This window comes from Prevotellamassilia timonensis, from assembly GCF_021531665.1.
Lineage (GTDB): Bacteria > Bacteroidota > Bacteroidia > Bacteroidales > Bacteroidaceae > Alloprevotella.
In genome coordinates, this window is record NZ_JADYUH010000023.1 from 1 (window position 1) to 15501 (window position 15501).

Genomic DNA, 15501 nt, shown 5'->3' on the forward strand with positions numbered 1-15501 from the left:
CGCTCCTAAGTAAACTGCGCGCCGTTGCAGTGTAGGGTTTGCGCTCCGTTTCGTGCAGGGTTTTGAACGCTTCAATGTATAGTTTGTGTATAGTTTGTGCAGGGTTTGAAGCACAAACCCTACATTTCGCAACGCACGGAAAATCAGCGAAATATAGGGTTGAATGTAGGGTTTTGTGTATAGTTTGTATAGTTTTTTCTTTCCCCTATTATTTACGTATAGTGTAGAGTTGAAACGCAGTTACGTTGAACCCTACACAGCGGCTGTTTCTCTGTCGCGGCGGCTCAGATTCTGACGTGGGTGTTTCGGAAGCGGAGCATTTCCTGCGGCACGCTTTCCTTCACGGCAGTTTCCAAAAGGGACGCCATCCGACGACGCACAAAGTCGGGCGCCACAGAAAGCACGACCTCGCGAACGGGGACGGGCATCGCCAAGGGACGAACGAGTTGCTTCTGCTCTGAGGTGAGTTGCGACAAAGCCAGTTCGGGCAGGAAGGTCACACCGGCACCTTGTTCAACCATGCGCATGAAGGTCTCAATGCTGCCCAAAGAATAAATGCGTTGACTGTCGGCTGCGCCTTTGAGGTGACAGAACTTGACGAGTTGATCGCGGAAACAGTGACCCTCGTCCAAAAGCCAGAGCACTTCGTCAGCAAGGTCGGTGGTGCGAATGCTGGAGTGAGAGTAGAGGCGGTCGCCCTCTGCAACGTAGGCGAAGAACTGTTCAAAATAGAGGGTTCGCATCGGCAGTTCTTCAACGGCGTCGGTTCTGACCCAGATGGCAGCGTCAAGTTCGCCACGGACAAGCGCCACCTTCATGTCTGCGGTTTTCATCTCCTTGACGCGCAGGTCAATCTCGGGATGCTGTCGGCACAGCGCGGGAAAGAAACGCGGCAGCAGATAGGGCGCTATGGTCGGGAGGATGCCGAGGCGGAACGTACCGCCGATGCCTCCGGTTTCTTCTGCCGCCATTTCTTTCAGCCGGCGCGCTTCACGGAGGGTTCGGCGCGCCTGTTCCAACATTTTTTCGCCCGACGCGGTGGGTTTGACACCTGCCGCGGAGCGTTCAAAGAGACGGAGTCCGAGCTCCTGCTCCAGCTTTTGCAACATCGCGCTGAGCGTGGGCTGCGTGACGCCGCATTCATCGGCGGCGCGACCAAAGTGGCGGGTGCGCTCCACTGCCACCAAATATTCCAACTGTTGAAGTGTCATGGCTATATATAATAAGGTATAAAAGAAAAAGGCTAAAGGAGAATGAAGAAAAAGGAAAAACAAGAAGCGGCTTTGGCTCCCCCAAACAACAAGTCTGACGTTGCAAAAATAGAGGTTAGGAACAAATAGACCAATTTTTGATAGAAATAATCTATTTTTCTTTTGTGTTTTTCTGTTGGTCGTTTTTGAGGCGCGCCCTATCTTTGCCAACGTAAACCAAACAATCAAATTCTAACCCTCAAAACTTTACAAATCATGAGAAGCATCACATCCTTAGATCTCCAGTACGCTCACCGTTTCTACGGATTCAAGGGCGAAGCACAGTATCTTCACGGTCACACCGGCGTCCTCACCATTGAAGTCGAAGACTCCGTGAACGAAGGCGTGAACATGGTCTATCCCTGCAACGAAATCCAAAAGGTGGCTTGGGACTTGCTCAAGAACTTTGACCACGCTTTGATTCTGCGCGAAGACGACCCGCTGCTGCCCGCCATTCTTGACGTCTATGAAAAACAAGGCATCAAAAACGGCCACCCGCAGAACACGATGAAAGGTGTGGCGTTCAAAACGGAACTTGCCACCGCCTATCCCGACTGCCGCCTCGTGGTGACAAAAGAAACCATGACCGTGGAAGGCATGATTAAAATTGTCTATGACCTGCTCAAAGACAAACTCAACATCGTGAAACTCACCTTCACCAGCGGCGTGAACGCTGCCACCTGCGAGTTCCCCTCCACTCACAGCATCGACCGCTGCCCCCTCTGCGGCATCGAACTGAATGAAAACGGCGTGTGCCCGAAGTGTGGCTACAGAAAGAAATGAGACATCTCCCACGCATCTGAGCGACACCCGGCAATGAACGAGTGAGAGGCTCATTTGCCCCGGCGAAAAATCAGCGGACTCCGACTCTTCGGCGTCCGCTTTTTGTTTGGCATAGAACAATCCTTCCCCATAAATCACTAACTTTGCAACCGAATTTTCTCCGGAGGCGTTCCCGAAACCGCCCCATAACAAAAAATCATCTTTCATGTCAAGCAAACAAACCTATCAAGGACTGACCCCCGCACAGGTGGCAGAGAGCAGAAAACTCTACGGCGAGAACATCCTCACCCCGCCCGAAAAAGAATCCCTTTTTCAAAAATATCTCTGCAAACTCTCTGACCCGCTCATCGTCATCCTCCTCATCGCAGGCGCACTCTCCATCAGCATCGCACTCTACGAACGCTTCGTGCTCCACGAAGACGCTTCCGTCTTCTTCGAGCCGGTCGGCATCTTCGTCGCCATTCTGCTTGCGACAGGACTCGGCTTCTATTTTGAAGTGAAGGCTGAAGGCGAGTTCGCACTCCTCAACCGCGTGAACGACGAAGAACCGGTGCAGGTCATCCGAGAAGGGAAAAGTTGCGCCGTTCCAAGGAAAGACATCGTGGTGGGCGACATCGTCATCCTCTCCACGGGAGAAGAGGTGCCCGCCGACGGAGAACTGCTCGAAGCGGTCAATCTCGGCATCGACGAATCCACGCTCACCGGAGAGCCCATCTGTCACAAAAGCATTCTGCCCGAGGAGTTTGACCCGGATGCAACCTTCCCGTCAAACCACGTCATGAAAGGCACAAAAGTGATGGAAGGACACGGCGTCATGAAAGTGAAAGCCGTCGGCGACCACACCGAAAACGGAAAAGTCTTCGTCGCAGCACAAATCGACAACAGCGTGAAAACACCGCTGAACCTTCAACTCGAAGGACTGGCGAGGGTGCTTGCAGCCTTCAGTTATTCCGTGGCAGGCCTCATCATCGTCGGTCGCATGGTTCACTATTTTGACTGGAATCCGCTGGCTTGGCTGCTGGCGCTGCCGACCGTCTTTTTCTTCTATCTTGTCATTTGTCGTTTCCCGAAATGGCGAAGCACGGCATGCCTCACCGCCATCGCCCTCTTCCTCGCCCTTTTCATCGGCGGAACGCTCGCACTGAACCACCAACTCCACGCCGGAACGCTGGACGAACTGCTTTCTTCAACACTGCAGACCCTGATGATTGCAGTGACGCTGATTGTGGTCAGCGTCCCCGAAGGTCTCCCCATGGCAGTGACGCTGAGCCTGGCGTTCAGCATGCGCCGAATGCTGAAAACGAACAATCTGGTACGCAAAATGCACGCCTGCGAAACGATGGGCGCCATCACCGTCATCTGCACCGACAAGACAGGAACGCTGACGCGCAACCAAATGTCGGTCAGCGAAGCACGCTTCTATGGTCTCAAAGACCTGCAAACTCTCTCAGGCGATGGCGACGCGCTGATGATTGCGGAAGGAATCGCCGCCAATTCGACCGCATCGCTCGAAGAAACGGAAGAGGGATTCAACGTGCTCGGAAACCCAACGGAAGGTGCCCTGCTCCTCTGGCTTCAAGGTCAAGGCGCAGACTATCGTAAACTCAAAGAAGCCGTTGAAAAGGTCGAAGAACTTCCGTTCAGCACGGAAAGGAAATACATGGCAACGGTCGTTCGCTCCTCCGTCCTCGCCGGACGCCGTGTGCTCTACGTCAAAGGCGCACCGGAAATGGTGTGGTCGCTCTGCGCCCGCCCCACCGTCGAAAGCGTGACGAAAGAACAGGTCGATGCAGAGTTGGCTGCCTATCAGAAGAAAGCCATGCGCACACTCGGCTTCGCCTATCAAATCCTTGAAGACGGCGACGCCACCATCTCGGAAGAGGGACGCGTCGTCGCAGAACGACTCGTCTTCCTCGGCATCACCGCCATCGCAGACCCCGTCCGCGACGAAGTGCCCGCCGCCGTCGAGGACTGCACGCGCGCCGGCATTCAAATCAAAATCGTCACGGGCGACACGCCGGGAACTGCCAGCGAAATCGGAAGACAAATCGGACTCTGGAAAGAACAAGACGGAGAACGCAACCTCATCACCGGACCGGAGTTCGAAGCACTCTCCGATGAGGAACTCTGGGACCGCATCGATGACCTCAAAATCATTGCCCGAGCAAGACCCATGGACAAAAAACGACTCGTGGAAACACTCCAGAAAAAAGGACAAGTCGTGGCAGTGACGGGCGACGGCACCAACGACGCCCCCGCACTGAAAGCAGCCCACGTCGGACTCTCCATGGGCGACGGCACCGGCGTCGCAAAAGAAGCCTCCGACATCACCATCATCGACAACTCCTTCTCGTCCATCGCACGCGCCGTGATGTGGGGTCGCTCGCTCTATCGCAACATCCGACGCTTCATCCTCTTCCAAATGACGGTGAGTCTGATTGCCTGCCTCATCGTCCTCTTCGGCGCTTTCTTCGGCACAGAGTCTCCGCTGACCGTGACGCAAATGCTGTGGGTGAACCTCATCATGGACACTTTTGCAGCCATGGCACTGGCATCGCTGCCGCCCTCGGCTGACGTCATGAACGAAGCACCGCGCCCCCGCACCGACTTCATCATCAATCGCACGATGGCATGGATGATTGGAGGCATGGGAGTCGTCTTCACCGCCCTGCTGCTCGTCCTGCTGATTTTCTTGCAGAACCACGACGTCACCGCTTGCGCCGACCTGCTGAATCCAACCTCCTGCCCCACCGACGGAAAGGGACTCTCGCCTTTTGAACTGAGCCTTTTCTTCACGTTCTTCGTGTTCATCCAATTCTGGAACATGTTCAACACCCGAGCCTTCATGACCCACAGCAGCGCTTTCCACTTCAAAGGCTGCGGCAGTTTCCTCACGATTGCAGGTTTCATCCTCATCGGTCAGATTTTGATTGTCACCTTCGGCGGTCCCATGTTCCAAGTGACGCCGCTCTCACTCTCTGACTGGCTCATCGTCCTCGGCGCGACCTCCCTCATTCTTTGGGTCGGAGAACTCCTTCGTCTGCTCACACCGAACACTCCGAGACGCTGAGAGGCAACAGAGCAAATCCCCTTCAGCCGTAATCAAAATCTTCAGAGAAAAACAGCGCGGATGCGACCTTCGTGTCCGCGCCTTTTTTGTCCCCGAAGCACGAGAAAACCTTCTTTTTGTCAGAAAAGCCCATAAAAACGAGTCTCCAGACCACAAAACCCGCCTTAAAGTTGTCAGTGTGACGAAAAACTCGTTATTTTGTGGTCAAAATAACAGAACATCATCCCTAATCCAACACAAAAGAGTTTTATGTTAAGAATGGCGATACAGGCGAAAGGCAGACTCAACGAAGACACGATGGGACTGCTCGCCGATGCGGGTATTGACGTGGCACCCGCTAAAAGAAAACTGGTGGCAAAAGCCAGCGGCTTCCCCATTGAGGTGCTCTATCTCCGCGATGACGACATCCCACAGGCTGTCCACATCGGCGTGGCGGACGTGGGCATCGTGGGACTGAACGAAGTGGCAGAACGAGAGATGAAACTCCACGAGGTCATGCGCCTCGGCTTCGGCGCATGTCGCATCTCGCTCGCCATCCCCAAAGCCGAAACCTACAGCGGACTGGAATGGTTCAAAGGAAAATGTGTCGCCACGTCCTATCCCAACATCCTTAGCAAATTTTTCTACGAACAAGGCATCGACGCCGACATCTACGAAATTGCAGGCTCGGTCGAAATCGCTCCCGCCGTCGGACTGGCTGACGCCATCTTCGACATCGTCTCTTCGGGCGGCACACTGATTCAAAACGGACTGAAAGAGGTGGAGCAGGTGTTCCACAGCGAAGCCGTGCTGGTCGCCACACCGGGACTCTCGGAAACGAAACTGAAAGAAGTGGAGAAACTGAAGTTCCGCTTTTCCTCCATCGTGAACAGCCGAGGCTATAAATATGTCCTGATGAACATCCCACGCGAAGCACTCCCCGAAGCGGTGAAACTGATTCCGGGCATGCGTTCCCCGACCGTGCTGCCCCTGGCGGACGAGGCGTGGTGCTCCCTCCACACCGTGCTCGCCGAGGACGTGCTCTGGGAGAAGGTGGAACAACTGAAAGCACTCGGCGCAGAAGGCATCCTCGTTCTGAACCTTGAAAACATGGTGATTTGAGGCGTTGGCGTTTTGATAGCGTTACCCTGTGTTACTGCTGTGTTATCGCGCCAGCCTCTTTGCCCCTTTGACCCCCATTATTTATGCTACAATACATCAACCCCGCTCGTTCGGAGTGGGCTTCGCTCATTGAGCGCAACATTCCCGACGACGAGCACATCACCCGCAGCGTGGCGGACATCATCGCCGCCGTGCGCCAAGAAGGCGACGCAGCACTGCGCCGCTTTGCCTTGGAATTTGACCACACCGACATCTCACAACTCGAAGTGAGCGAAGAGGAAATGGCGAAAGCCGCCGAACTCGTCTCACCACAGGTGAAAGAAGCCATCGCCGTGGCAAAAGACCACATCTCACGCTTCCACCGCGAACAAATGCCGCGAACCGTGGACATCGAAACGGAAGCCGGAGTGAGATGCTGCCAACGGGCTGTGCCCATTCAACGCGTCGGACTCTACGTCCCGGGCGGACGAGCACCGCTCTTCTCCACCGTTCTGATGCTGGCGCTGCCCGCCCGCATTGCCGGCTGTCCGGAAATTGTGCTCTGCACACCGCAAGGCGCCGGAGGTCACATCGCACCGGAGATTCTCTATGCCGCACAAGTCTGCGGCGTGCACCACGTCTTCCGCATCGGCGGAGCACAAGCCGTGGCAGCAATGGCGTATGGCACGGAAAGCATTCCACGCGTGGACAAGATCTTCGGTCCCGGTAACCGCTTCGTGACCTACGCCAAACAACAGGTCAGCCGCGTCTGCGCCATCGACATGCCGGCGGGACCGAGCGAAGTGCTGGTCATGGCGGACGCCACGGCAAACCCGGCGTTTGTGGCAGCAGACATGCTGAGCCAGGCGGAACACGGGCCGGACAGCCAGGCGATGCTCGTCTGCAACGACGAAGCCTTCGCGAAAAAGGTGGAAGCAGAAGTGAAGGCACAAACCGCCCGCCTCTCCCGCGCCGACCTCGTGGAGCAGTCGCTCTCCCACAGCCGCATTTTGGTCTTCCCCTCTCGAGAAGAGATGTGCGAGTTCAGCAATGCCTACGCTCCCGAGCACCTCATCATCCAAACGGAACGTCCTTGGGAACTGGCGGTGAAAGTCACGGCTGCAGGGAGCGTCTTTGTCGGTCCCTATTCTCCCGAATCCGCGGGAGACTATGCTTCCGGCACGAACCACACGCTTCCCACCGGGGCTTGGGCGCGCTCCTTCAGCGGTGTGAATTTGGACAGTTACTTCCGAAAAATCACTTTCCAGGAACTCACCCGCGAAGGACTCTCAAGTCTTGCACCGACCATCGTGGCAATGGCAGAGGCTGAGGGACTGCAAGCCCACGCCGAAGCCGTCAGAGTGAGAACACAAAACAACTGACCCTCCATTCCTTCCACATGACCTTCCCGTTTCGTAAACATATCGCAGAAATTGCACCCTACTCCACCGCCCGAGACGAGTTCAAAGGCGGCGACATCTCCGTTTGGCTCGATGCCAACGAGAGTCCATATAATAATGGTGTGAACCGCTATCCCGACCCGCATCAGAAAGCACTGAAGCAGGTGCTCTCTCAACTCAAGGGTGTGGCGACCGACCGCATCTTCGTAGGCAACGGCTCCGACGAAGCGATTGACCTTTGCTTCCGCCTCTTCTGCGAGCCGGGCGAGGACAACGTGGTGGCCATTGCACCGAGTTATGGGATGTATGGTGTCGCTGCCGCCGTGAACCACGTGGAACTGCGGGAGGTACAACTTCGGGAGGACTTCAGTCTGCCCGTGGAAGAACTCCTCGCCGTCTGCGACGCCCACACCCGTCTGCTCTGGGTCTGCTCCCCCAACAACCCCTCCAGCAATGCCTTCCCACAGGAAGACTTGCTGCGTCTCGCTCGAGATTTTCAAGGCATGTTGGTGGTGGATGAAGCCTACGTGGATTTTTCGGAGAAGGGAACCATGCTGGCTCATCTTGACGACTTCCCACGCCTCATCGTGTTGCAAACGCTCTCCAAAGCATGGGGCATGGCGGGCTTGCGACTGGGACTTGCTTTCGCCCACCCCGTGGTGTCAGCGGCTTTTGCGAAGATAAAATATCCCTACAACGTGAACGCACCGACGCAGGCGGAGGTCATCCGCCGCCTCAGCAGCGAACCGGTCGCTGAACACGTCGCAGAAATCAAAGCGGAGCGCCGACGTCTGGAAGAAGAACTGCCGGGCATTGCCTGCGTCAAGAAGGTCTATCCTTCCGACGCAAATTTCCTGCTCGTCGAAGTGACGGACGCCAACGCCATCTACGACGCCCTCGTCGCAGCGGGCATCATCGTGCGCAACCGCTCCCGCATCGTCGGATGCCGCGGCTGTCTGCGGCTCACCGTCGGCACACCTGCCGAGAACAAACGACTCCTCGACGTGCTCCGAACCTTATCCTAAATCCGATTCCATCTCTCATGAAAACACCTCTGCTCTTCATTGACCGCGACGGCACTCTGATTCGGGAACCCGAGGACGAACAAATTGACTCACTCGAGAAACTGGAATTCGTCCCGGGGGTCATCACCGCCTTGAGCCGACTGGCGAAAAGCCGTTTCAAACTCATCATGGTGACAAACCAGGACGGACTCGGCACTCCCTCCTTCCCGGAGGAGGACTTCCATCCTGCCCACAACAAGATGCTGAGCATCCTGGCGGGAGAAGGGGTCGTCTTTGACGCACAACACATCGACCCGTCCTTCCCGGAAGACAACCTTCCGACACGCAAACCGGGCACGGCGATGCTGACGCCCTACATGAACGGGGACTATGCCCTCGCCGAGAGTTTCGTCATCGGCGACCGTGCCACCGATGTGCAACTGGCAGTCAATCTGGGCTGCCGCGCCATTTTCTTGGAAACACCGAATCGCCCCATGCCCGAGTTCACACCCGAGCAGCAAGCCGCACTGGCGCTCTCCACTCCGGACTGGGCAGAAGTCGCTCGTTTCCTCTGCTCCGCAGAACGCACGGCAGAGGTGAAACGCACCACGGCGGAAACGGACATCCACATTCGAGTGAATCTTGACGGCTACGGACCGACGCACATTGACACGGGGCTGAAGTTCTTTGACCACATGCTCTCGCAACTCCCACACCACGCCGGCATCGCTCTTCTCTGCGAGTGCCGCGGCGACCTCGAAACCGACGAGCACCACACGATGGAGGACGTGGCCATCGCACTGGGCGACGCACTCCGACAAGCACTGGGCGACAAACGCGGCATCGGACGCTACGGCTTCGCGCTCCCGATGGACGAATGCGACGCCTTCGCAGACCTCGACCTCGGCGGAAGAATTGACTTCGCGTGGGACGTGAACTTCACGAGGGAATATGTCGGCGACACTCCGACGGAGATGTACAAACACTTCTTCCACAGCCTCGCCTGTGCCTTGCAAGCGAATCTACACCTCCGCGCCGCCGGCGAAAACAACCACCACCTCATCGAAGGGGTCTTCAAAGCCTTTGCCCGCTGCCTCCGCCAAGCCATCGCACGAAACGAGAACGACCGAAGCCTCCCCTCCAGCAAAGGGGTGCTCTGAAAACATCCTGAAGAGGGATTCTTGTGGTACATATATCATGTACTTGCGCTCTTTCACTTGTGGTACATATAACTTGCGCTCTATATATAATAAGGTATATACACCCGCTCTTCCCCATCACGAAAACGTAACCCAACATGATTGCCATCATTGACTACAAAATGGGAAACCTGCGCTCCGTGGAGAACGCCCTGCGCCGCCTAGGCGCAGATTTCTGCGTGACCGCCGATGCCGCCGTCATCCGCAGTGCCGACAAGGTCTTGCTGCCGGGCGTGGGACATTGCGGCGAAGCCATGCAGAACCTCCGCGATGCCGGACTCATCCCCGTGTTGCGCCAACTGCGCCAGCCGGTGCTGGGCATCTGCGTCGGACTCCAAGTCCTCTGTCGCGACAGCGAGGAGGGAGACACCGAGTGCATCGGCATCTTCGACTCCCACGTCAAACGCTTCACGCCCACCCCAGTGCTCAAGATTCCACACATGGGCTGGAACACGCTGGAAAACACGGAAAAGAAAATCTTTGACGGAATCCGCAGCGGAGAAAGTGTCTATTACGTGCACTCTTACTACCCCACTCTCTGCCCCGACACCATTGCCACAACCACCCACGGCGTGATGTTCAGCGCAGCACTGAAATATGAACAGTTCCACGGCACGCAGTTCCACCCCGAAAAGAGCGGCGACGTCGGTGAACGCATCCTTCAAAACTTTTTGAAACTCTGACCTGAGAACACTTGATATGTTAGTCATTCCTGCCATAGACCTCATCAACGGACGCTGCGTGCGTCTCTCGCAAGGCGACTATGCCCAACGAACCACCTACGACGCTCGTCCCGAGGAGATGGTGGAGACCTACGTGGCACACGGGTTCCACCGCATTCACATCGTGGACTTGGACGGAGCGAAAGCCTCCGCACCGCGTAATCTTGAGACTCTGAAAGCGGTCGCCCGCATCCCCGGCGCAAAGATTGAATGGGGCGGCGGCGTGAAAAGCGAAGAGGCTCTGCGCGACGTGCTGGAGGCGGGTGCCGCCTACGTGGTCGTGGGAAGCCTCGCTGTCAAAGAGCCGGAAACGTTTGCGCACTGGCTGGACACGTTCGGTCCGGAGCGCATCGTACTGGGCGCCGACGTGCGCAACGGGAAGGTGAGCATCAACGGCTGGCTCGACGACACGGAACTTTCCATCGAATCTCTCATCGACCGCTTCACGCCCCACGGCTTGAATCAGGTGATTTGCACGGACATCAGTCGCGACGGCATGCTCCAAGGACCTGCCACAGACCTCTATCTCCATCTCCAGACTGCCTACCCTTCCATCGACTTCACCGTCAGCGGGGGTATCTCCGGCGAAGCGGACCTGACCCGCCTCCACAGTCTGGGGCTGCGCCGCGTCATCGTTGGCAAGGCACTCTACGAAGGCAGAATCACACTTGCTCAAATGTCTAATCCCGCTTTTTCTCATGCTCTCTAAACGCATCATTCCCTGCCTTGACGTCAAAGACGGACGTACCGTCAAAGGCGTTCACTTTGAACAGCTGCGCGACGTCGGCGACGCCGTGGACCTCGGTCGTCACTATGCCTTGCAAGGCGCGGACGAACTGGTCTATCTGGACATCAGTGCCTCACAGGAGGGGCGCAGCACCTTCACAAGACTGGTGGAAAGGGTGGCGGACGCAATTCACATTCCGCTCACCGTCGGAGGCGGCATCTCTTCCTTGGACGATGCAGCACGCCTGCTGGACGCGGGAGCGGACAAGGTGAGCATCAACTCGGCTGCACTCGCCCGCCCGGAACTAATCGACGAGATTGCTTCACGCTATGGCTCTCAATTCGTGGTCGTCGCCATCGACGCACGACACGAACCACTCGCCGATGGCGACGAGGAGGCGGAGGCGCACTGGACGGTGTGTACACACGGCGGCACACGACCGACATCCCACGAACTCTTCTCCTGGGCACACGAAGCGGAACAACGCGGCGCGGGAGAGATTCTCTTCACTTCAATGAACCACGATGGAACACGCAACGGCTACCCGGTCTCAACCTACCGACGCCTGACCTCACTGCTCCACATCCCGGTCATTGCCTCGGGAGGAGCGGGGAACGCGGACAACGTGGCGGAGGTGCTGCAACAGGGACAAGCGGACGCTGCACTCGTGGCGGGTATCCTGCACGATGGCATCACTACCATCCCGGAACTTAAAACCGAACTCCACAACCGAGGCATCTGCGTCAGAATCCTATGACGCTCGTCCGGGATCGGTGGCTCGGTGACTCGGTGACTTTCGCTCGTCGGGGCGTGAGCCACGCCCCTTGCCGCGAGGCGCTCCCCGGCGTGCTTGCATCCGCCCTTCTCTCGTAGGGTGTGTCAAAATGCACATTTTGGCTCCACCCTCGAAGGTGCGTCAGAATGGCTAAGATGCAAGGCGCTGAGGATGAGGGCGCAGGGAGTGTACTGAAGTACATGACCAAGCCCGAATCCGATAGCAACGAAGCAGATTGGCTATTATGACACACCGTCAAAGCGACCCCCGCCTGCGGCGGACTTAACCAAGCCCGAATCCGATAGCAACGAAGCAGATTGGCTATTATGACACACCGCCTTGCCGCGAGGCGCTCCCCGACCCTGTTTGCCTCCGCCCTTCTCTCGTAGGGAGGGGTTGGGATAGGCTTCTTTTTGACTCTTTGACCCTTTGACTCTTTGACCCTTTGACTCTTTGACTCTTTGACTCTTTATGTCCATTTCCAACGCTCCTTCTTTTGATTCCTTCCGTCTCGAAAAATGTGCTGACGGTTTATTACCCGTTGTCGTACAAGACGCCGTCACCCTGCGCGTCCTCATGCTTGGCTACATGAACCGTGCCGCCTACGAAAAGACCGTGGCGGAAGGACGTATCACCTTCTTCAGTCGCACGCGTCAATGTCTCTGGACGAAAGGCGAAACCTCCGGTCATTGGCTCTTGGTGGAAAACCTCTATGTTGATTGCGACGCCGACACGCTCCTCATTCAAGCGACGCCCATCGGACCAACCTGCCACCGAGGCACCACCGCCTGCTTTGACACGCCCTCCGAACAAGGGTTCGTGCGCAGTCTCGCCGCCCTCATCGCACAAAGGAAAAAGGAGATGCCGGAGGGTTCCTACACCACCCGTCTCTTCATCAAAGGCGTGAAAGCCATTGCCAAGAAAGTCGGAGAGGAATGCACCGAGGCTGTCATCGAAGCCGTCGATGGCAACCGCTCCCGCTTCACCTACGAAGCCGGCGACCTACTCTACCATCTCCTCGTGCTCCTCGAACAGACCGGTGTCAGCCTCGAAGAACTCGAACGAGAATTGGAACTGCGCCACCGACCTACCAAACACTCCTAAGCGTTTCTCGCCATGTCTCCCCTCATCGCCGACCTTGCCCTCATTCTCATTTCTGCCGGACTCGTCACTCTGCTTTTCAAGCGATTGCGGCAGCCGCTGGTGCTGGGCTACATCGTCGCCGGTTTTCTCGCCGGTCCCCACATGCCCTACACGCCGACCGTCACCGACCTCGGCTCTCTCCACATCTGGGCAGATATCGGCGTGATTTTCCTCATGTTCACCCTCGGACTGGAGTTTTCTTTCAAAAAAATAGTCCGCATGGGCGCTCGCCCCGTCATCGCCGCCTGTTGCATCATGTTCTGCATGATGAGTCTCGGCAGCGGCATCGGTCACCTCTTCGGCTGGGGCAGCATGAACAGTTTGTTCTTGGGAGGTATGTTGGCGATGTCCAGTACGACCATCATATATAAGGCATTTGACGACCTCGGGCTGCGCCAACAGCAGTTTGCCGGCGAAGTCCTGTCCGTGCTCATCCTTGAAGACATCCTCGGCATCCTCCTCATGGTCGTCCTCTCCGCCACCGCCGTCTCCCGACAGTTCCAAGGGGCGGAACTGGTCATGAGTCTCCTGCAACTCTCCTTCTTTTTGATACTTTGGTTTGTGGTCGGCGTGTTTCTCATCCCCGCCTTCCTGCGCCGCAGTGACCGATTGATGACGGGCGAGACCCTGCTCGTGGTCAGCATCGGACTCTGCTTCCTGCTGGTCGTGCTTGCTGTGAAGGCAGGCTACAGTGCCGCCTTCGGAGCCTTCATGATGGGGAGCATCTTGGCGGAGACACTCCAGGCAGAACGCATTGAACGCGTCGTCGCTCCTGTCAAAGACCTCTTCGGCGCCGTCTTCTTCGTCTCCGTCGGCATGATGGTTGACCCTGCCGTGCTTGTTCAACATGCACTTCCCATCTTCGTGCTCAGCCTCGCCATCATTGGCGGACAAGCCCTCTTCGGCACGACCGGTTTCCTGCTCTCCGGACAGCCGCTCCGCTCTGCCGTCAAAGGCGGTTTCTCGCTCGCCCAAATCGGTGAGTTCGCCTTCATCATCGCCGCCCTCGGCACCAGCCTCCACGTCACCTCGGACTTTCTCCACCCCGTGGTCGTGGCTGTCAGCATCCTCACAACCTTCCTCACACCCTACATGATTAAAGCGGCGACGCCTGCCTGCAACTTTCTCGAGCGTCACATTCCCGACAACCTTCTGAACCGCCTCTCGCGACAGAAGAAAACCCACGCCGCACCTGCCGCCGATGCCTCGGCAGCAAAAATGCTTTGGAAAAAACTACTCTTCGCCCTCGGCGGACAAATTGGGGCATATCTCACACTCAGCATCGCCGTCATCCTCCTCTCTTTCTCCGTCCTGCTCCCGCTCTGCCGCGCCCTCCTCGGGCACTGGCCGGGCAACATCGTCTGCGGTCTGCTCACCCTCAGTGCTGCCGCGCCCTTCCTCCGCGCCCTTGTCATGCGCAAGAACCACTCGGAGGAATGGAAGCAACTGCGACGTCGCAGCAAACTGCACCGCACCGGACTCTGGCTCACCTTCGCCCTGCGCTTCCTTCTGGCTTCGGGAGTGATATGCTACGTGCTGGAGTTCCTCTCTCCCACTCCGCTCTGGCTTCACGCCCTCCTTGCCCCCGTCGTCATGAGCATCATCATTTCCCTTCGTTTTGTGAAATGGACGAGCATCCGTCTGGAGCGCACCTTCCTCCAGAACCTGCGCTCTCGGGAGAACGTGACACCGGACGCTGCCACCCGCCCGCTCTATGCCGGACGCCTCGCCGCTCGCCATCTCCACATTGCCCGCATTGAAATTCCCGAAACAAGCGCCTGGGGCGGCAGGAGTCTGCACAGTCTCCAACTACGTCCTCGCTTCGGCGTCACCGTGGCAGCCGTCGTGCGCGGTGCTCACCGCCTCAACATTCCCGGTGGCGACACCCTCATCTTCCCCGGCGACCGCCTGGACGTCATCGGCGACGACAGCAGCCTTGAATCCTTCACCCGCAGCCTCAACGCCGACACCCTGCCCGACCTCACTCCCGTCAGTCAAGTACTGTTGCTGCGACGCCTCGTCATCCGCGAAGAGAGTCCCTTCCTTGGGCTGAGTCTCCGCGAGAGCGGCATCCGCGAGAACCACCGCTGCATGGTCGTCGGTTTCGAAACTGACAACGGTGACATCGAACCCGCCGCAGCCGAGCGAACCATCACCCGCAGCGACGTCCTCTGGCTCGTGGGCGAGGAAGAACAAATGAAGGAAATGGGAGTCTGAAGGCGGACTATAGTCCACCAAACGACGGGGTTTGGTTTTTCAAAACGGAAAAACTCATTTCACAAAACGACGCGTATAATTTTTCATTGCTGTCCGATAAAGTTTTGTTTTTCTCAGCCAAACTTTTCCGG

The 15501-nt window shown here is 57.1% G+C and carries 12 protein-coding genes; 11 read left to right on the top strand and 1 reads right to left on the bottom strand.

Features of this window, described 5'->3' with window-relative positions; all coding sequences use genetic code 11:
- Positions 1-284: 284 nt before the first annotated feature.
- Positions 285-1211: a LysR substrate-binding domain-containing protein gene (locus I6E40_RS05480; RefSeq protein ID WP_235385898.1), complete on the bottom strand. Its 927-nt coding sequence runs from the start codon at positions 1209-1211 to the stop codon at positions 285-287.
- A gap of 255 nt (positions 1212-1466) precedes the next feature.
- Between I6E40_RS05480 and I6E40_RS05485 the strand changes: the two genes are divergently transcribed.
- The 11 genes from I6E40_RS05485 (at position 1467) to I6E40_RS05535 (ending at position 15370) form a co-directional block, all read left to right on the top strand.
- Positions 1467-2033: a 6-pyruvoyl trahydropterin synthase family protein gene (locus I6E40_RS05485; protein ID WP_235385899.1), complete on the top strand. Its 567-nt coding sequence runs from the start codon at positions 1467-1469 to the stop codon at positions 2031-2033.
- 205 nt (positions 2034-2238) lie between these two features.
- A complete protein-coding gene (locus I6E40_RS05490; protein WP_235385900.1) occupies positions 2239-5103 on the top strand; it encodes a cation-translocating P-type ATPase in 2865 nt (954 codons plus the stop codon).
- 249 nt (positions 5104-5352) lie between these two features.
- Entirely contained in the window at positions 5353-6204 is an 852-nt protein-coding gene (gene hisG, locus I6E40_RS05495; protein ID WP_235385901.1) for an ATP phosphoribosyltransferase, read from the top strand.
- Positions 6205-6287: 83 nt separating this feature from the next.
- Positions 6288-7565: a histidinol dehydrogenase gene (gene hisD, locus I6E40_RS05500; RefSeq protein WP_235385902.1), complete on the top strand. Its 1278-nt coding sequence runs from the start codon at positions 6288-6290 to the stop codon at positions 7563-7565.
- Between the two features lie 17 nt (positions 7566-7582).
- On the top strand, positions 7583-8608 hold the full coding sequence (gene hisC, locus I6E40_RS05505; RefSeq protein ID WP_235385903.1) for a histidinol-phosphate transaminase: 1026 nt from the start codon (positions 7583-7585) through the stop codon (positions 8606-8608).
- Between the two features lie 17 nt (positions 8609-8625).
- Entirely contained in the window at positions 8626-9747 is a 1122-nt protein-coding gene (gene hisB / locus I6E40_RS05510) for a bifunctional histidinol-phosphatase/imidazoleglycerol-phosphate dehydratase HisB (protein WP_235385904.1), read from the top strand.
- Between the two features lie 137 nt (positions 9748-9884).
- Complete coding sequence (gene hisH, locus I6E40_RS05515; protein ID WP_235385905.1) at positions 9885-10469, top strand: imidazole glycerol phosphate synthase subunit HisH; 585 nt, start codon at positions 9885-9887, stop codon at positions 10467-10469.
- Between the two features lie 16 nt (positions 10470-10485).
- Positions 10486-11217 (top strand): 1-(5-phosphoribosyl)-5-[(5-phosphoribosylamino)methylideneamino]imidazole-4-carboxamide isomerase, encoded by a 732-nt coding sequence (gene hisA, locus I6E40_RS05520; RefSeq protein ID WP_235385906.1) that lies wholly within the window; start codon positions 10486-10488, stop codon positions 11215-11217.
- Positions 11207-11992: an imidazole glycerol phosphate synthase subunit HisF gene (gene hisF, locus I6E40_RS05525; RefSeq protein ID WP_235385907.1), complete on the top strand. Its 786-nt coding sequence runs from the start codon at positions 11207-11209 to the stop codon at positions 11990-11992. Before hisA ends, hisF begins: the two co-directional genes overlap by 11 nt.
- A 489-nt stretch (positions 11993-12481) precedes the next feature.
- Positions 12482-13114, top strand: coding sequence for a bifunctional phosphoribosyl-AMP cyclohydrolase/phosphoribosyl-ATP diphosphatase HisIE (gene hisIE / locus I6E40_RS05530; RefSeq protein ID WP_235385912.1), 633 nt, complete (start codon positions 12482-12484; stop codon positions 13112-13114).
- 12 nt (positions 13115-13126) lie between these two features.
- Complete coding sequence (locus tag I6E40_RS05535) at positions 13127-15370, top strand: cation:proton antiporter (protein WP_235385913.1); 2244 nt, start codon at positions 13127-13129, stop codon at positions 15368-15370.
- Positions 15371-15501: the final 131 nt, after the last annotated feature.